Origin of the sequence: Veillonella sp. 3_1_44 (genome assembly GCF_000163715.1) — a bacterium.
Lineage (GTDB): Bacteria > Bacillota > Negativicutes > Veillonellales > Veillonellaceae > Veillonella > Veillonella parvula_A.
Genome location: NZ_GG770199.1, coordinates 422,646 through 442,058, shown reverse-complemented (window position 1 = coordinate 442,058; position 19,413 = coordinate 422,646). Strand labels below are relative to the sequence as shown.

The 19,413-nt window shown below is 37.9% G+C and carries 16 protein-coding genes and 1 other RNA gene; all 17 read left to right on the top strand.

Annotated elements, in window-relative coordinates:
* The 17 genes from rlmB (at position 1) to gatC (ending at position 19,405) form a co-directional block, all read left to right on the top strand.
* Entirely contained in the window at positions 1–732 is a 732-nt protein-coding gene (rlmB, locus tag HMPREF0873_RS02040; RefSeq protein WP_004695997.1) for a 23S rRNA (guanosine(2251)-2'-O)-methyltransferase RlmB, read from the top strand.
* Positions 733–734: 2 nt separating this feature from the next.
* Entirely contained in the window at positions 735–1,268 is a 534-nt protein-coding gene (locus HMPREF0873_RS02035) for an NYN domain-containing protein (protein WP_004695995.1), read from the top strand.
* Positions 1,269–1,341: 73 nt separating this feature from the next.
* Positions 1,342–2,016 (top strand): RNA polymerase sporulation sigma factor SigH, encoded by a 675-nt coding sequence (gene sigH / locus HMPREF0873_RS02030; protein WP_004695993.1) that lies wholly within the window; start codon positions 1,342–1,344, stop codon positions 2,014–2,016.
* 5 nt (positions 2,017–2,021) lie between these two features.
* The gene (secG, locus tag HMPREF0873_RS02025; RefSeq protein WP_004695991.1) at positions 2,022–2,258 is read left to right on the top strand and encodes a preprotein translocase subunit SecG; all 237 of its coding nucleotides are present in this window, start codon (positions 2,022–2,024) and stop codon (positions 2,256–2,258) included.
* Between the two features lie 58 nt (positions 2,259–2,316).
* The gene (gene rnr, locus HMPREF0873_RS02020) at positions 2,317–4,680 is read left to right on the top strand and encodes a ribonuclease R (protein WP_008714023.1); all 2,364 of its coding nucleotides are present in this window, start codon (positions 2,317–2,319) and stop codon (positions 4,678–4,680) included.
* Between the two features lie 8 nt (positions 4,681–4,688).
* On the top strand, positions 4,689–5,159 hold the full coding sequence (smpB, locus tag HMPREF0873_RS02015) for an SsrA-binding protein SmpB (protein ID WP_004695987.1): 471 nt from the start codon (positions 4,689–4,691) through the stop codon (positions 5,157–5,159).
* A 154-nt stretch (positions 5,160–5,313) separates the two neighbouring features.
* Positions 5,314–5,814: a hypothetical protein gene (locus HMPREF0873_RS02010; RefSeq protein ID WP_004695986.1), complete on the top strand. Its 501-nt coding sequence runs from the start codon at positions 5,314–5,316 to the stop codon at positions 5,812–5,814.
* Positions 5,814–6,542 carry a 6-carboxyhexanoate--CoA ligase gene (locus tag HMPREF0873_RS02005; RefSeq protein ID WP_004695984.1) on the top strand — a complete coding sequence of 243 codons (729 nt, stop codon included), beginning with the start codon at positions 5,814–5,816 and terminating at the stop codon, positions 6,540–6,542. Before HMPREF0873_RS02010 ends, HMPREF0873_RS02005 begins: the two co-directional genes overlap by 1 nt.
* A gap of 4 nt (positions 6,543–6,546) precedes the next feature.
* The gene (gene bioF / locus HMPREF0873_RS02000; RefSeq protein WP_038125379.1) at positions 6,547–7,704 is read left to right on the top strand and encodes an 8-amino-7-oxononanoate synthase; all 1,158 of its coding nucleotides are present in this window, start codon (positions 6,547–6,549) and stop codon (positions 7,702–7,704) included.
* A 137-nt stretch (positions 7,705–7,841) separates the two neighbouring features.
* Positions 7,842–8,183: a transfer-messenger RNA gene (ssrA, locus tag HMPREF0873_RS09855) on the top strand.
* Positions 8,184–8,375: 192 nt separating this feature from the next.
* A complete protein-coding gene (locus tag HMPREF0873_RS01995) occupies positions 8,376–8,993 on the top strand; it encodes a Type 1 glutamine amidotransferase-like domain-containing protein (protein WP_008714022.1) in 618 nt (205 codons plus the stop codon).
* 246 nt (positions 8,994–9,239) lie between these two features.
* Positions 9,240–10,367, top strand: a complete 1,128-nt coding sequence (locus tag HMPREF0873_RS01990; protein WP_008714021.1) for an efflux RND transporter periplasmic adaptor subunit — start codon at positions 9,240–9,242, stop codon at positions 10,365–10,367.
* A gap of 14 nt (positions 10,368–10,381) precedes the next feature.
* Positions 10,382–13,564 (top strand): efflux RND transporter permease subunit, encoded by a 3,183-nt coding sequence (locus tag HMPREF0873_RS01985; protein WP_008714020.1) that lies wholly within the window; start codon positions 10,382–10,384, stop codon positions 13,562–13,564.
* 155 nt (positions 13,565–13,719) lie between these two features.
* A complete protein-coding gene (locus HMPREF0873_RS01980; RefSeq protein WP_008714019.1) occupies positions 13,720–14,661 on the top strand; it encodes a manganese-dependent inorganic pyrophosphatase in 942 nt (313 codons plus the stop codon).
* Positions 14,662–14,765: 104 nt separating this feature from the next.
* Positions 14,766–16,955 carry a DNA helicase PcrA gene (pcrA, locus tag HMPREF0873_RS01975; protein WP_008714018.1) on the top strand — a complete coding sequence of 730 codons (2,190 nt, stop codon included), beginning with the start codon at positions 14,766–14,768 and terminating at the stop codon, positions 16,953–16,955.
* A gap of 81 nt (positions 16,956–17,036) precedes the next feature.
* Positions 17,037–19,040, top strand: a complete 2,004-nt coding sequence (ligA, locus tag HMPREF0873_RS01970) for an NAD-dependent DNA ligase LigA (protein WP_008714017.1) — start codon at positions 17,037–17,039, stop codon at positions 19,038–19,040.
* A gap of 74 nt (positions 19,041–19,114) precedes the next feature.
* Positions 19,115–19,405 (top strand): Asp-tRNA(Asn)/Glu-tRNA(Gln) amidotransferase subunit GatC, encoded by a 291-nt coding sequence (gene gatC / locus HMPREF0873_RS01965; RefSeq protein WP_004696952.1) that lies wholly within the window; start codon positions 19,115–19,117, stop codon positions 19,403–19,405.
* Positions 19,406–19,413: the final 8 nt, after the last annotated feature.

Here is a 19,413-nt window from a genome sequence, read left to right as displayed (position 1 = left end):
ATGGATAATTATATTGTAGGTCGCAATGCGGTTAAAGAAGCCCTTAAAAGTGGCCGTTCTATTCAACGTATTCTGGTCAGTGAAGATAAGGTAAAAACAGGGTTAGCTGATATTGTAAATCTTGCTAAATCTCAAGGTATTGAAGTTAGACCAACACCAGTTAAACAGATGAATAAGTACGATTTAGAGGTACCACATCAAGGGGTTATAGCTCTTGTATCGGCCGTTCAATTTAAAGAATTGGGCGAGGTATTACAAGAAACGACACATGAGGTTCCTTTACTCATCTTAACGGATGGGGTTGAAGACCCACATAATATGGGAGCTATCATTCGTACTGCTGAATGTGCGGGAGCTACGGCTGTACTCATTCCTAAACGACATAATGCGCCTATTAATGCTACTGTTGCAAAGACATCTGCTGGAGCTATTGAACAAATTCCACTTGTACAAATTGGCAATGTAGTGCAAACCATTAAACAACTTCAAAAACAAGGATTTTGGGTAATGGGGGCTCATATGGAAGGTGATCGTACCTTGTATGAAGCAGATATGACAATTCCTACGGTTATAGTCATTGGTAATGAAGGTAAGGGGATTAGTCGCGTTGTAAAAGAAGCTTGTGATTTCCTTGTAACAATTCCTATGTATGGAAATTTGAATTCTTTGAATGCATCTGTTGCAGCTGCAGTTCTTATGTATGAGGCGGTACGTCAACGCCAGGCGAAATAATCATGCTAAAAGATATTTTAATTGTAGACGGCTATAATGTTATTTTTGCTTGGACTCATTTGAAAAAATTGGCTCATGAGTCTTTAGAACATGCGAGAATGGAGCTTCGAGATAGATTGTTGAACTATGGTAAATTTAAGGGTTACGAAGTAATCCTTGTATTTGATGGTAAGTATACAAAATCTGGAGGTTCCATTGAATCTATTACAAGTGGATTTATCGAAGTGTATACTGAGGATGGAGAAACGGCGGATTCCTTTATTGAACGAGAGGTATTTTTACGTAAAGGCAAATATACTAATGTATATGTTGTAACCTCCGATGGGGCAGAACAGAATCAAATTCTAGGCTCTGGCGGGTTGCGCATTCCTGCTCGTGAGTTGCAAAATATGATTCGTATTGCTAAGGAAGAAGAACGACTTCAATATGCTCATGAACATAGACGTGATCAATTTTCAGTGCGTCGTAATGAAGTGGGAGGTTTATTATCTCCTGAAGTTGCTGAAAAGCTTGAGAAATTGCGTCGAGGTCATTGATAGTTGAAAATCATATACCGTTCCAGTATAATAAATATATTGGTTTTTCTCGCTCAATTGTAAGGAGGAGCTTATGAAAATGATTCATACACGCAAGTCCGATTACAATTTCAAGGAAATGACCGATGAGCAAGTTGTGGTCATAGCTCAGGAAGAGCAAAATGAGTTTGCAATCGATTATATTGTTAATAAATATAAGAACTTTGTAAGAGCTAAGGCTCGCTCCTATTTTTTGGTAGGTGCCGACCGAGAGGATATCATCCAAGAAGGGATGATTGGACTCTATAAGGCGACGCGAGATTTTAAACATGATAAATTAGCGTCTTTTAGAGCTTTTGCAGAACTTTGTATAACTAGACAAATTATTACAGCTATTAAATCGGCTACAAGACAAAAACATGCGCCTTTGAACTCCTATATATCCTTAAATAAACCGGTGTATACAGAGGACTCTGAGCGTACATTGATTGAAATGCTATCTTCAACAAAGATTACAAATCCTGAAGACCTCATTATCAGTCAAGAGGAACTAGATGATATTGAGCACAATATTGGTCATATTTTAAGTGATCTCGAATGGGAAGTCTTGGAAGGATACCTTGATGGACGTTCCTATCAAGAAATGGCTGAGGTCACAGATCGTAGTGTTAAATCTATTGATAATGCGCTACAAAGGGTAAAACGTAAATTAGAGAAGTATTTAGAACATCGTGTATTGGGCTCGCATCGAGCATCACAGGAAGGATGACAGTCGTGACAAATTTCTTAATGATTGTAGAAGTAATCGTATCTATTTTATTAATTGTAGTAGTTGTTGCACAAAATAGCAAAAATGCAGGCATGGGCGGTGCTGTTTCTGGTGCGGCAGACTCTTCTTTTGGTGGTAAGCAACGCGGTTTAGATGCTTTCTTATCTAAATGTACGATTATATTGGGGATTATCTTTGCTGTGTTGAGCTTAGTGTTAGGGGCAATGATTAATCAATTCTAATGATGAAAGCCTGCTTTGCAGGCTTTTTCTTTTTTCATCCTAATAAGGGGGTGCAGACTTGAAGAAGAAGGTATTGGACTTTTATAAATCTATACAACCACATGCATACCATATTGAGGATGCAGCAATGGATAATCGTATTCGAGGTGGCAAAGATCTTGAAATGTTTATTCGATCTGCGAAAATGCTCGCCCGTGAAGGCGTATTAACTTCATCTCGACCAGATGTATACCGATATGAAGATCAACAGCATGAAGAATATGAAGGTATCTACAAAGGATATCGTAAATCTTATGGATTTGTTATTATGCTGGATGATGAAGATATTTATGTAGCAGAACAAAATAAAGGAACTGCTATGCATAATGATAAGGTACGTGTTCGTATTGTACCATCAGATTATACAAAACATAAACGTGAAGGCATCATCGTTGATGTTATTGAGCGTGCTAATGAAACCATAGTTGGTACTTACGACAGACAACAACACTTCGGCTTTGTTGTACCAGATGATGAACGTATTGGAACAGATATTTTTGTAGATTTAAAAGATACTTTAGATGCTCGGAGTGGAGCTAAGGTACTAGTAAAAATTACAAAATGGCCTGAAGGCAATAAAAAACCTGAAGGAATTATAACAGAAATTTTAGGTTATAAGGGGGATGTAGGCCTAGACATCAACTGTATTATGGCTAATCATAAGATTCCTTTTGCATTCCCTAAAGAGGTAATTGAGGCAAGTGAGAAGATAGATACTATTGTTCATGAAGATCCGAAGCGGTGGGATCTTAGAGCCTTACAAATGGTAACTATCGATGGAGAAGATGCAAAAGATCTTGACGATGCTGTAAGTGGTCGTAAATTACCAAATGGTAATTATGAGCTAGGCGTACACATTGCGGATGTTAGTCATTATGTTACTTCAGGCCAGCCTATTGACAATGAAGCATACAAGCGGGGGACTTCAGTTTACTTAGTGGACCGCGTAGTACCAATGTTACCAGAGGTATTATCGAATGGTATTTGTAGTTTAAATGCCCACGAAGATCGCTATGCTATGACGTGTATGATGGAAATTGATGATTCAGGTACAGTTGTTAATTATCGTATTCGTCCGTCTATTATCCATGTAGGACGTCGTTGCAGCTATAAAGAAGTTTATAAAGCGTTAGAGGAAAACATTGTTCCTGACGATTTAGTAGATTTTATTCCTATGCTTCGTGACTTAGCAGAAATTTCTAAGATTTTAAATCGTATGCGTCGTCGTAGAGGGGCATTAGACTTTGATTTTCCGGAATATAAGGTATTACTTGATCTCGATGGTACACCGTTGCGTATCGTAAAACGCGATCGAACTATGGCAGAGCGGCTTATCGAAGAATGTATGCTCATTGCTAATGAGACGGTAGCTACGCATTTAAAGGATACTCAACGTACATCGGTATATCGTATTCATGAACATCCTAGTGAAGAAAAATTGGATTTATTCCAAAAGGTATTACATTATTTAGGTCAAACTCTTGTCCTTAGTGCTGATGGTGTAACACCACGAGATTTCCAAAAAATCCTTGATGTAGTGAAGGGACAAGATATTGAGCAAGTGGCTCAAATTATGACCTTACGTTCTATGCAGCAAGCGAAATATAGCATTGAAAACGTCGGCCATTTTGGGTTAGCATCCACTTGCTATACGCATTTTACATCTCCCATTAGACGTTATCCGGATTTGATGGTACATCGACTTTTAAAAGCGGATATGCACTGGAAGGGTGGATACTCTAAACGAGATGTAGATGAAGCTTTCTTAGCTGGTGCTGTGGAACATTCTTCCATACAAGAACAAGTGGCAACCGAGGCAGAACGAGAAACTACTGATCTAAAGAAGACTCAATACATGGTTCCATTTGTAGGCGAAGTTTTTGAAGGCACTATTGCGAGCATAACCTCCTTTGGCATGTTCGTAGAGTTAGAGAATGGTATCGACGGTCTCGTGCATATTAGCATGATGAACGACGATTATTATTTCTTTGACGAAGAACATTTTGTTCTTGTTGGTAAGCGGACAGGTAAAACCTATCACTTAGGTGAAAAGGTTACTGTTACACTTGTAAAAGCCGATGTAGAAAAGAAACAAATCGATTTTGTTCTTGGTGAAGTAGATAATCTGATGGCTATCCAAGAACAATTGAGTAGTGGCTCTGACTATGCTACTAGTCGTGATGGTTTTGGAAATCTAAAGGGGCGAAAGTCATCCCGAAAAAACGGTAGAAAAACTTCTAAACGAGATGATTCAAAAGCTGGGCGTTCTAGATATGATGCTTTCAGTAAAAAATCTAAAAAAGGTAAATCGAGTCGCAAGAAGTCAAATAAAGCTACAAAACGTAGTCAATCTAAAAAATCTAAAAGTAAACGTAAACGATAGAGGAGAATATGGCAAAGAAATCTAGCCCATCGCTTATTGCTGACAATCGTAAGGCGCGTCATGATTTTCATATTCATGAAACCTATGAAGCTGGTATTGCTTTAACAGGAACTGAAATAAAGTCTATTCGTCAAGGTAAGCTTAATCTTAAGGACAGCTTTTGTCGTATAGATAAAGGGGAAATTTTATTGTATGGTGTACATATCAGTCCGTATGAACAAGGTAATCGTTTTAACCATGAACCGGAGCGGACACGCAAGTTATTGATGCATAAATCTGAAATCAATAAGTTACATGCTCAAGTTAAGGAAAAAGGATTTTCTTTAGTGCCGCTAAACTTTCATTTTAGTCACGGTTATGTAAAGGTTACTGTGGGTCTAGTAACTGGTAAGAAACTTTATGACAAGCGTCAAGATATGGCGGAACGTGATGCCAAGCGCGATATTGCTAAGCGAATTAAAGAGCAACAAAAATATTAAGAATTATAAGGAATCAAGTCGATATGGCTTGGTTCTTTTTGTATATTTGTTAACTATGTTATTTTTAGTGGTTGATAAAAATACAGTGAGAATTTATAATGTAAACAATAAGAGATGTTTGTAGTTGACATTTTCTAAGTAGAGGAGATACATTATGAATCAGAACATTCGGTACATTACAGAGGTTGCTATTTTAACTGCCATGATTACTGTATTAGGGGCTATTAAAATACCTAATGTCATTCCAGGTATAGAGTTTCAATTATCAGCCCCGTTGGCGGTAGCGATATGTGCCGTATTCGGATTTAAAAAGTATATTATAAGTGGTTGTTTATCTAGTCTAATAGGCTTAGCATTAGGTACTCAAACCATTTTAAATGTTATGATTGCTATGCAATTCCGGCTCATTGTGGGACTAATCCTTTGGATCTGCCATAATCACATGATAGGTATTATGGTTTCTGGTCCAATTGCATCTGCTTTAGCGCGATTATCTTTGTCTTTATACGTTGGTAAGGCTGCATTACCGATGATAGCTCTCGCAGTTCCAGGTATGATCTTTACAGTAATTATGGCACCAGTATTTGTGAAAGTATTCTATAAAATTCACAACCAAGTACCTCAAAGTAATGTAGTTAAAGGTAAGGTATCATAATGGACGAATTATATAGTGTGCGTATGCGCGCGGCTCAAGGTGGTCCCCATGAAAACGGGGGCCACCATATTTCTGGCGCAGAACGCATTGTGACCTTAAATCAAGTTGGATCTATTGCCCAGTCTTTAGCCGAACGAGCGCTGCATCATAGTAAGGGGACAGCTGATTTTATTAATATTACAGTGGACTTAATTCCTGCAGAAACAATTACATATATAGAATGTTTAAAGGTAAATGAACATTTGGCGAATACTGTTGCCGAGGCACATCAATTAGCTGTTGAACTTTTACAGGGCGCTGATATTAGTGAAACTGCTGTTAAACATGCTATTTTTCTATTAGAAGGTTTAGATTCATCTATGCGAGGTGCTATGTTGGTTGATGCAATTTCTGGTGAGCGCATAGATTCTGGTAACCGTGGTGTTCGCGTGAGTCATATGGACTCCTTTGACTCTGAAAAACTAGGGGAAAATGAACATATGAGAGAGGCCTTAGTATTGGCTTCTAAAGTGCAATCTGCAGAGGGGATTGTAGGTGAATTATGTTGGTCTGATGATCCTGATTACACAGTAGGCTATGTTGCTTGCAATGATATTTACCATCGAATTCCTAGCATGAAAGAATTTGGATCTAATCTAGGAGGGCGTGTATTTTTTGTTAAACCAAATACTGATGTGGACTGTGTAATCAAGTATTTGGAAAAAGCACCAGTACTTGTTCAGCGGTGATTGTATGTATAAATTCTTCCAAGAGCAATTAAATAATAAAATCAATAACCTAAATTTGCGTACATTAACGGAATATTGCCCTATAGACGCAGTACGTGTTAAAAGAAATGATAAAGAATATTTGATGATGGCGTCAAATAATTATTTAGGTCTTACTTTTGATGAACGTGTAATAGAGGGGGCCATTAAGGGAGCTCAACAATATGGTACTGGATCAGGTGGATCGCGTCTGGTATCCGGTACATTTCCCTTGTTTACAGATCTTGAAAGAGAACTAGCAAAATTTAAGAATACAGAAAAAGCTCTCGTCTTTAATACGGGTTACATGGCAAATGTAGGTACTATTTCTGCCATAGCAGATAAAAATATGACCATTTTTAGCGATGAATTAAACCATGCTAGTATTATTGATGGTTGTAGATTGAGTAAGGCTACTGTAAAAGCCTATAGTCACTGTGATGTAGAGGAGTTAAAGTTTTTACTTAAACAAGTAGATCGTAATGCACGTAAGCTCATTGTCACAGATGGGGTCTTTAGCATGGATGGCGATATAGCCCCATTAGATAAGCTTTACGAGGTTAGCCGTGAGTATAATGCTTTACTTATGGTAGACGATGCTCATGCGACGGGGACCATTGGTAGCGGTCATGGAACGGCTGCTTATTATGGTCTCGAGAAAGAAGTGGATATTCAGCTAGGTACATTGAGCAAATCGTTAGGTTCTGTTGGCGGCTATGTAGCTGCTAATAGCACCATCATTGATTATCTTGTGAATATGAGTCGTAGCTTTATATTCTCCACTGCATTATCTCCTGCTGACATAGGGGCAGCCCTGGCTGCGTTGCATATTCTTGAGTCTGATACATCTGTATTAGGACGTTTACAAGAGAACGTAAACTATATGGCTCTTCAATTGATTGCCATGGGAATTGAAGCGACCAATGAAACTCCAATTTTCCCAATATTAATCGGAAGTAATGAAGATACTCTAACAGTATCTGATTATCTATACAATGCTGGAATTATAGGTACAGCGATACGTCCGCCTACAGTTCCTGTTGGTGAAAGTAGAATTCGTTTAACCGTTACAGCTGCTCATAATAAAGAACAAATTGATTATGTGTGCCGGACATTGGATAAAGCTATCAAAGAATTGAATTAATTTTATGATTCTATATAATAGCTTCATTTGTAGTAGTGGATAAAGTAATCTAGAAGTTATAGATTTAACTGAATTATAAAGGCTCTATATAATTGACAGCTGTATTAAATGGGCTTATAATTATGAGACCGACGCACGGGGATGTAAAGGTTTCGACAGGGGTGCGTGTGGTATAGATAGCGAGTCGGCGTTCCATGAGGCCGTTAAACGGTGGGAAAACATTTAAACGCAGAAGAAAATTTTGCATTAGCTGCATAAGCTACGTCCCTCATACTTGTGCCTACCAAGTGTGAATGGACGTCAAACAGTAGGCTGGTCTAATTTAGTTGTTCATATGAATTAGGCGAGACAATATGAACTGGGGTTGTGTAGCTTGTCTGTGAGCGATAGCAACCCGAGATCTCAATCATAGACTGTGCTCGGAGAAGTCTATATGGCAACACTCTTGGACAGGGGTTCGACTCCCCTCATCTCCACCAAATAAGAAGCGTACATTTTAAGAAATAAGTTTGCGCTTACAGATAAATTTGTGATTATTCGGCTATAATAGATAAAGGAAAGCAGATTAAGTGGTTTTAAAACCGTCTAGGTAGATTCTTAGGCAGTTTTTTGTATATTAATAATAAAATTTTCAAATTAATTTAAATAAAGAGTCTTTGAGGTGATAAAGCATGGAAATTTTACTTATGTCATATTTAGCAGGAACAAAAAATATAACAAAAAAGTATCTTTCAAAAATGATTTCGAATAAAATAGTTTTTATTCCTACTGCTGGAAATGTTGAACCATATACTGGATATATTGATGAAGGTGTTGAGATGTTAAAGTCTTTAGGATATGAATTGGAAATTATTGATATTTCTAAATATGATGAAGATTATTTAAAGAATAAACTTTCAAAGACTGAATGTATCTGTATATCTGGTGGTAACACATTTTATCTATTACAAGAGCTGAAAAAGAAAAATCTTATAGGCCTACTTTATGAAAGAATCAAAGAAGGCTTATTATATATTGGTGAATCTGCTGGCGCAATTATTATGTCTGAAAATATTGAATATAATCAGATAATGGATGATAAAAGTATAGCATCTGAATTAGATGATTATATGGGTGTAAATGTATTTAATCATTATGTTGTGCCTCATTTAGGAGAGTATCCATTTGAAGAGACTGCTCAGAAAACATTAGATACTTATCAAAATAAGATACCATTAGTGCCGATAAACAATAATGAAGTAATCTTAGTTGAGGATCATGGTTATACGGTATTAACTGAAAAAAAGTAAACTAGTAATATATAGTTTTATAATTCTAAAACTATTTAAGTTCATATTGAATATAAAATGTCAATAGTTTTTAACATTTTTGTTGTATACAATATATGTGGGTTTAATCAGATTTTATCTATGTTCTACAAAGGTAGAGGGGTATCGAAAAAATTGACTTTATCTATAGAATCCTGTAAAATATATAAAGATATTTATGTAATTATGACACATAGATGAATAGTTTCGTGTAAAGGAGTACAGATAATGAAGTTCCGTTATTCCCGTATGTTAGCGGCTCTCGTTGTATCCGCTGTAATGGTTGCTGGTTGTGGCAGTAATCAACAGCAAGCAGGCGACGTGAGTGTCAATGCATACAAAATTACTGCAAGTGATGCACAGGTAAACCAAACCTATGCTGGTACAGTAGTTGCAGAAAACTCTGTAGCTGTACATGCTCGTGTAACCGGTTACGTAGTTGAAAAATATGTTAAAGGCGGGGAGCAAGTTGTTGCTGGCCAGCCATTATATCGTATCGATTCTCGTCAATACGAAGCTACTCTTGCTAATGCAGAAGCACAAGCTGCTCAAGCTAATGCAAACTATAAAAATGCTGAAGTAGACCTTAATCGTTATGAAACATTAGCTCAACAAGATGCTATTGCGCAACAACGTGTAGATACACAACGAAGTACTGTAGAACAAGCTAAGGCAGCTTATGAAGCATACGAAGCATCCGTAAAAATTGCTCAAGATAACTATGGCGATACAATGGTATATGCACCATATTCTGGTACATTACGTATGGATGATATCGATATGGGTACATTTGTACAAGCAGGTTCTACAACATTAGTAACCATTGATTCTATCGATCCAATCTTTGTTGAATTTAGTATGACAGAGCAAGAATATCTTGACTTCATGAAAAAACCAACTGGCGATGATTCCAATGGCCCAAATATTCAGTTAAAACTTGCTGATGGCGAAACGTATAATCAACCGGGTTCTATTGTTCAAGCAGCAAAAAGTCTTGATCAATCAACAGGTAAGCTTGTGTTGAAAGCATCTTTCCCAAATCCTGATCATTTGTTGTTGCCAAATATGTTTGCTACAGTGATTTCTCCTGGTCAAAAACTCAAAGATGCTATTCTTGTTCCTAGTCGTGCCATTCTTCAAATTATGGATAAAAACTTTATCTATGTTGTAAATGCTGATGGTGTAGTAGAACAAAAAAGTGTTGAAGTTGGCGGTACAAGTGGTAGCGATACAATTATTAAAGCCGGTTTAGCACCTGGAGACACAATCATCGTTGATGGCTTAACTAAGGTTAAAAACGGTGTGAAGGTTAATGCTAAATTGCTTTCAAAAGAACAATTAAAAGCTACAAAATAGAAGGGGGCTAGATCGTGTCGAAATTCTTTATTAATCGACCTATCTTTGCCATTGTAATAGCCATTGTTATTACCTTGGTAGGTCTCATTTCTATGATGAACCTTCCGATAGCTCGATATCCACAAATTTCTCCACCTACAGTTCGTGTAAACACTGCCTATACAGGTGCAACGGCTCAAGTTGTTAATGATACGGTAGCCAGTGTTATTGAAACACAAATCGTAGGCGTACAAGATATGGACTATATGACATCTAGTAGCTCTAGTAATGGTAGTTACTCTTTGACTGTTCAGTTCAATCAAGGCACAGATGCCGATATGGATACGGTTAATACACAAAACCGTGTACAAGCAGCACTTGCTCAATTACCTGCAGAGGTACAAGCAGTTGGTGTTACAACTACTAAATCTTCTGGTGATATGGCTATGGTATTCTCCTTGAACTCACCTGATGGTACTTATGATTCTACATTCTTAAAGAACTATGCTACCAACTATATGATGGATGCTATTAAAGCTATTAAGGGTGTCGGTTCTGTACAAGAGTTCGGTTCTGATTATGCTATGCGCATTTGGTTGGATCCAGCGAAGATGCAAAATCTTGGTGTTACTATTTCTGAAGTAACAGCAGCTATTAAGGGACAAAACTTACAGGCTGCGGCAGGTACAGTTGGTCAAAATCCTACTAATGGGGAACAAGCATTTCAATACCCTATCAAAATTGAAGGTCGTCTTGTAACACCTGAACAATTTGGTAATATTGCTATTAAAAGCTCTAATGGTAAGGTATTGCATCTAAAAGATGTTGCTCGCATTCAAATTGGTGCTAAAGGATATGACTTTATTGCTAAGTCCGCGCATAAAGAGGTAGCAGGTTTTGCTATTTCTCTTCAAAATGATGCGAATGCATTAGAAACTATTGCGAATGTTAAGAAGGTACTAGATGAACAATCTAAATCCTTCCCACCAGATATGCAATATAACGTAGTTGTAGATAATACTAAATTCGTAAGTGCATCTATCAATGAGGTAGAGCATACCTTTGTAGAAGCATTACTACTCGTTCTTTTTGTAGTATATGTATTCTTACAATCCTGGCGATCTACAATTATTCCTATGATTGCTGTTCCAGTATCCTTGCTAGGTACATTTGGTGCTTTCGTATTACTTGATTTCTCTATCAATACGTTAACATTATTCGCCATGGTATTAGCTATCGGCCTCGTTGTTGACGATGCTATCGTAGTAGTAGAAGCGGTAGAGTATGAATTAAAATATAATGGCTTACCTCCGAAAGAGGCGGCTATTAAAGCGATGGAAAATGTACAAGGCCCTGTAATTGGTATCGCCTTTGTATTGGTAGCTGTATTCGTACCAGTTGCCTTCATGGGTGGTATGACAGGTATTCTTTACAAACAGTTTGCATTAACAATCGCTGTATCTGTTGTTATTTCTGCGATTGTTGCCCTTGTATTAACACCAGCACTATGTGCTACGATGTTAAAACCTCACACACCTAAAGAGCGTGAAGATTTGGTACATTGTCAGTTAAATAAATTCAATGCAGGCCTAGAACGTTTCAGCAATTGGTATGGTATCCAATTGGCTCGTTTAAGCCATCGTTTGAGCTTAACCGTTATTGCATTGTTAATCTTTGCTGGTGGTACTGGTTTAGTATTCCATTTCTTACCAACATCCTTTGTACCTGCAGAGGATAGCGGTTATTACATGATTGCTGTTAATGAGCCGCCAGGTGCCACATCTGAGCGTACTATGGCGACCCTTGAAAAAATTGCTTCCTTCTTAGAAGGTAAAAATGATCCTGAAAAGCCAAAAGATGAGCAATTATTCCAAGAGGTATTTACTGTAGCAGGCTTTGACCTCTTAGGTGGTGGTCAAAAATCAAGTGCAGGTGTAATCTTTGCTACTATGTCTGACTGGAAGTATCGTACAACACAAGCAACATCAATTAATGCCATGGTTGGTCAAACATTTGGCTTTGCTGCTGAAAAGGTACCAGAAGCAACTGTAATTGCTATGAACCCACCATCTATTCCTGGTCTAGGTTCTACAGGTGGTTTCAGCATGTACCTCATTAACAAAGCTGGTGACAGCCCACAAGTTATGGCGGAACGTGCTAATGAATTCTTAGCAGAAGCTCGTAAGAGTCCAGCAATTCGATCTATTTACACTACATTTGATACATCTACACCATCCTTACAATTTGATGTGAATCGTGAAAAAGCGGCTCAAGATGGCGTGGCATTAGCTGATATCTTTACTACATTGCAAGGTTTCTATGGTAGTATTCAAGTCAATGACTTTACTACATATGGTAAAAACTATAAAGTAGTAGTTCAAGCTGAAGACGCTTACCGTCAAAATGCGGAACAGCTTAATATGCTAGCTGTTCGTAATAGCAAGGGCCTTATGGTTCCAGTTTCTAACTATATTACGAAAGAACAAACAGGTACACCGTCTAGTATTACTCGTTTTGATAATGCGATGGCTGTACAAATCGGTGGTTCTCAAGCGAATGGTTACTCCTCTGGTGATGCGATTAATGCATTGAAAGAGGCGGCAGCTAAAACATTACCAGCCGGTTATACATATGACTGGGCAGGTCAATCTCGTGAAGAGTTGAAAGCTGGTTCTCAAACCATCATGATTCTTGGTTTAGGTCTAGTATTTGTATTCTTAATTTTGGCTGCCTTGTATGAATCTTGGAAGGTACCATTTGCCGTATTGTTCTCCGTACCATCTGGTATGATTGGTGCTTCTTTAGTTCCATTCTTGTTGAACTTTACAGGCAGATATTCCTTAGCTAATGATATTTACATGCAGATTGGTCTCTTAACCCTTGTTGGTTTGGCTGCAAAAAATGCGATTTTGATTATTGAGTACGCTAAGATCCGTGTTGACGAACGTGGTATGAACGTTGTTGATGCCGCTATCGAAGCTGCAAAAATTCGTTTACGTCCAATTTTGATGACATCCTTTGCGTTTATCCTTGGTGTATTGCCATTGGCAGTATCTACTGGTGCTGGTTCTGGTGCTCGTACATCCATGGGTATTACTGTAGTAGCAGGGATGACAACAGCAACATTGTTTGGTATCTTTATCATTCCAATGCTGTTCATCATCATTGAAACACTTGGACCTGGTTTGTTTACAAACCGCAAAAAAAATCACGACTAATCATTTACATTAGATAATTTTTTAGAATGATAAAAACACGTCACTACTTAGTAGTGGCGTGTTTTTTTATATAATTTATGATATAATAATAGAGTTAAAAATCGGATTGACGTAAGTCGATATTAAGTGTGAAATTTATATAAAAGAGGTATATTATGAGTGATGTAAAAACATATGTAGCAGGTCATAAAAGCCCTGATACAGATTCTATTTGTTCTGCTATTTCCTTTGCTAATTTCTTAACACAAATGGGTACACCAGCTACTCCAGTATGTGCAGGTGAAGCAAATAAGGAAACAACATACGTATTGAATCATTTTGGTTTTGAACACCCTCAAATCGTTAAGAATTGGGAAGAATTTGCTCCAGAAGGTGGTAACTTATATTTAACAGACCACAATGAATCTAAACAAATCATTGACGGTTACAAGTCTATGAATATGTGCGGCGTTGTGGATCATCACCGCATTGGTGATTTCGAAACTGATGGTCCTGTATTTATGCGTTTAGAACCAGTAGGTTGCTCTAATACAATCATTACTAAATTGTACATGGAAAACAATCAAGAAATTCCTAAAACTATTGCTGGTTTGATGTTGTCCGCTATCATTTCTGATACTGTTTTATTCCGCTCTCCAACATGCACAGAAACAGATAAAGAAATGGCACATAAATTGGCGGAAATCGCTGGTGTAGATATCGAGTCCTATGGCCTTGATATGTTAAAAGCTGGTGCAGATATTTCTGATTTGACTAACGACGACATCGTTCGTACAGATATGAAAGAATTCTCCGAAGCAGGTAAAACAATTTCTATCGGTCAAATTTCTGTTATGGATACAACAGATGTATTGGCTAAACAAGCTGAACTTGTAGCTGCATTAGAGGCTCTTCGCAGCGCTAATAACTATGATGCATCTTACATCATGGTTACAAATATTCTTGATGAAAGTACTACATTGTTATTCAGCGGTGATGTAGAAGCTGTAGTAACAAAAGCATTCGAAAAAGAAGTTAAAGATAATGGCGTATTCTTGCCAAATACTATGTCTCGTAAAAAACAAATCGTACCACCAATTCTTGGTGCTATGAAATAGTATAGTAGTATACAAAGGGAAAAGAACGTTGCTTGCAACGTTCTTCTTCTCTATTTATATGATTATGAAACTATAGTATATGTAAGGGCGATAGGGGTGTTCCGATGAATTCATTATTAACAGGTTTAAATAAAGAGCAACAACAAGCCGTTCAACATACGGAAGGCCCTTTATTGATTTTAGCCGGTGCTGGATCTGGTAAAACAAAGGTGTTAACCGTTCGCATTGCACATTTATTGGCTCAAGGTGTTAATCCTTATGAAATCTTAGCTATTACGTTTACCAATAAAGCGGCAAAAGAAATGAAAAGTCGTGTAGAAGGTTTAGTAGGTGATGTAGCTACTCGAATTTGGCTCAGCACATTTCATAGCTTCTGTGCGAAATTCTTGCGTTTTGAATTAGATAACTTCTTAGGTTATAACAGTAATTTTACAATCTACGATACATCTGACTCGCAAGCTGTTATTAAGGCTGCTTTAAAAGCATTAAACCTTGACGATAAATACTATCCTGTAGGTGCTATGATTGGTGCCATATCCGATGCAAAAAATAAATTGTTATTTGCCTCAGATTTTAGAAAGCAAGCGAGAGACTTTTACCAACAAAAGGTTGCTGATGTATATGAGTATTATGAACGGGAATTGCGTAAGAATAATGCTCTAGATTTTGATGATCTTTTATTGGTAGCTGTTAAATTATTGCAGTCCAATGAGGCTGTGTTAGATAAATATAGCAAGCGTTTTCGTTATGTTATGATCGACGAATATCAAGATACGAACCATGCTCAATATTTATTGGCTAAATTATTAGCCTCTCATTGGAAAAATATTGCCGTTGTAGGTGATGCTGATCAAAGTATTTACGCATGGCGTGGCGCAGATATTCAAAATATTTTGGACTTTGAAAAGGATTATCCGAACTGTACATCCATCAAGTTGGAACAAAACTATCGTTCTACAAAGATTATTCTTGATGCAGCGAATGCGGTAATTGAAAATAATGAAGGTCGTCCTAAGAAAAATTTATGGACCGATAAGACAGAAGGGGCTAAAATTCAGCATTTTACGGCTCAGTCTGAACATGAAGAAGCTGCTTTTATTGGCGATACAATTGCTAAAAAGCACGATATTCATGGTGTGCCTTATGGTGATATGGCTATTTTGTACCGTACAAATGCTCAATCTCGTGTACTTGAAGAAGCACTGATTAAACGGGCTCTGCCATATACGATGGTAGGGGGCACGAAGTTCTATGATCGTAAAGAAATTAAGGACGTTTTAGCTTACTTACGCGTGTTATATAATCCATTCGATGATTTGAGCTTATTACGTATCATCAATGTACCTAAGCGTAGTATTGGTGCTACTACAGTGGCAAAACTACAAGATTATGCTCGTGCAAATGGCACGTCCTTGTTTATGACATTAACACAGCTGCATCTAGTAGATACGATTAAAGGTAAGACAAAGGAAAAGTTAGAGGAATTTGGTATCCTTATCTTTACTCTCGTAGCTGAAATGGAAGATAAAACTGTACTTGATATCTTAGAATCTATTCTTGATAGAACCGGATACTTGGCACAATTAGAAGAGAGTACAGATCCACAAGATCAGGCTCGCGCTGAGAATATCGGTGAACTTTTATCTGTAGCTAAAGACTTCCAAGATACAAATCCAAATGGTACAGTGGAAGACTTCTTGGAACAAGTAGCACTCGTAAATGATGTTGATTCTTTCGAGCAAGAAGAGTCTAAAGTTACATTGATGACATTACATGCTGCGAAAGGTCTGGAGTTCCCAATCGTATTCTTAGGAGGCTTGGAGGAAGGCTTATTCCCACATAGCCGCACCTTGATGAACCCTGAGGAAATTGAAGAGGAACGCCGCCTTGCTTATGTAGGTATTACTCGTGCTGAAAAGGAATTATATATTTCTAATGCCACTACGCGTACCGTATTTGGACGCACTAGTAGCTATTTACCATCTCGTTTTATCGATGAAATTCCAGAAGAGTTAGTAGATGGTTTGCGTGCTAAGCGTAAAGTACCTGATGATATTAAGCGCCATGTACCGCAACATATGAGTGTTACCAGTCGCCCTGTAACAAAACCAATTGTTCGCAATGAAGTGATTGCTGATTGGAAAGTAGGTGATACAGCCATTCATAGTAAATGGGGCAATGGTAAAGTCATCAATGTTGCCGGCGAAGGGGCTGGTATGAAGCTGACAATTGAATTCCCCACACAAGGTGTACGTGTAGTAATGGCAAAATTTGCACCTGTTAAGAAGGGATAAAATTTGTGTATGGCAGTTAACCTCTCTACCTTACTTGTAAGGAACGTATAGAGTGTTACTGCACTGTAAAAGGGATGTAATATGAATCCGAAAGATAGAATTAAAGAGTTACAACAAGAGCTAACTCATGCGCAGTATTTATACTACGTAAAAGATGCTCCTACAATGAGTGACTTTGAATATGATAAAAAATATCGTGAGCTTGTTGATTTGGAAACCGCTCATCCTGAATATATTGTGTCATCTTCTCCAACACAACGGGTAGGTATGAAGGTGGAAGGTTCCTTTGAAAAGGTCGTTCATGGCCGTCCTATGTTGAGCTTATCTAATGTATTTAGTGCTGATGAAGTACGTGCATTTGCTAGTCGTGTAGAGAAGGAATTAGGTCATAAGCCTTCTGCTTATGTGGTAGAACTTAAAATCGATGGTTTAGCTGTTAATTTGCACTATGAGAACGGCATGTTTGTACGTGCCGTAACACGTGGTGATGGTCGCATTGGTGAAGACGTAACTGCTAATGTGCGTACTATTAAATCCATTCCTTTATATTTAGAGAATGCGCCAGAATTTATCGAGGTTCGCGGTGAAGCGTATATGCCTCATAGTGAATTTAAACGTATAAATGAAGAACGTGACGAAGAGGGCTTACCTACCTTCGTAAATCCTCGTAATGCAGCAGCAGGTTCTTTGCGTCAGCAAGATCCTGCCATTACGGCTAGTCGTAATTTAGCATTCTTTGCCTATGCAATCGGTTCTGAAGTGGGGGCTAATATTCATAGCCAAGAGGAATTATTACAAAGCTTGGAAACGTTTAAGTTTTCTGTAAACCCTCATTACCGCGTATGCAAAACAATTGACGAGGTCATAGACGCTATTAATTATTGGGGTGAAAAGCGCCATGAGTTGCCATACGATACAGATGGTATGGTAATTAAGGTCAATAGTTTTGATGACCAAGAGGTACTTGGTAGTACTGCGAAGGATCCTAAGTGGGCAACAGCGTACAAATATCCTCCAGAAGAGGTAGAAACCGTTCTTAAGGATATTACTATCAATGTAGGACGTACAGGTGTTCTTACGCCAACAGGCGAGCTTGAATCCGTATTCGTATCTGGTACGAATGTAAGTCGTGTAACATTACACAATCAAGACTTTATCAATGAAAAGGATATTCGCATTGGGGACCACGTTATCATTCACAAGGCGGCGGAAATCATTCCGGAGGTTATCCGTGTTGTTCCTGAAAAGCGAAATGGTTCTGAAATTCCTTTTACAATTCCTAATACATGTCCTGTATGTGAATCTCCTGCAGTTCGTCGTGAAGGTGAAGCCGCTGTTCGTTGTACGAATAAACACTGTCCTGCCATTGAAAAGGAACAAATTATCCATTTTGTATCTCGAGATGCTATGAATATTGATGGTTTAGGTCCTAGCATTGTAGAAAACTTGATTAATAATAAGTTAATCACTAATGTGGTGGATTTATATCATTTAACGGTAGATCAACTAGTTACCATGGATAGGATGGGTAAGAAATCTGCAGAGAATTTGGTGAAAGCCATCGCAGACTCTAAAACTCGTGGATTAGACCGCGTATTGTATGGCCTCGGTATTCGCCTAATTGGATCTAAAGCAGCCGGCACAATTGCTAACGTTGTGAAATCTATGGAACGATTCATGACAATTACTAAAGAAGAATTGGTGGCGGTAGAAGAGATTGGTCCTACAATGGCAGATAGTATCGTAGAATACCGTCAAGATCCTGCTCATGTAGAAATCATTGAAGGTTTAACAGCGGCAGGACTTAAGATGACTGTAGATGTTGTTGAAGCAGCAGGCAACCAAATGGAAGGCGAAATCGTCGTTCTCACAGGTAAACTTGAAGTTATGGGCCGCAGTGAGGCTGGTAAGATTCTAGAAGCTCATGGGGCTAAGGTGACAGGTTCCGTCTCTAAGAAAACAACCCTTGTTATTGCTGGCGAAGACAGTGGTAGTAAGCTTACTAAAGCAAATGAATTGGGTATTCGTGTTATGAATGAAGAAGAGTTTGTAGAACTCCTACGCGAACTCGGAGAAATCCAATAGACATACATTCTACAATATTTTGAAAATATATATTATTTGCTTTATAATAAATAATTATGAAAGGATGTGTCTCGATGAAAATTAGCCAAGAGGAAATTAAAAAAATCGCCTTACTTTCACGCTTGGAAGTTAAGGAAGAACATATGGCACATGTAGAAAAAGAGTTGTCCGACATCTTGACTTATGTTGCTGAACTAGATGCATTAGAACTTGATGGTGTGGAGCCTATGGCTCATGCAGTACCATTGCACAATGTATTTAGAGAGGATGAAACAAAACCATCCCTTGATCATGATTTAGCTTTATCCAATGCGCCAGAAGCAGAGGATGGGTACTTTAAAGTACCTCGCGTTGTACAAGAATAGGAGGTTTC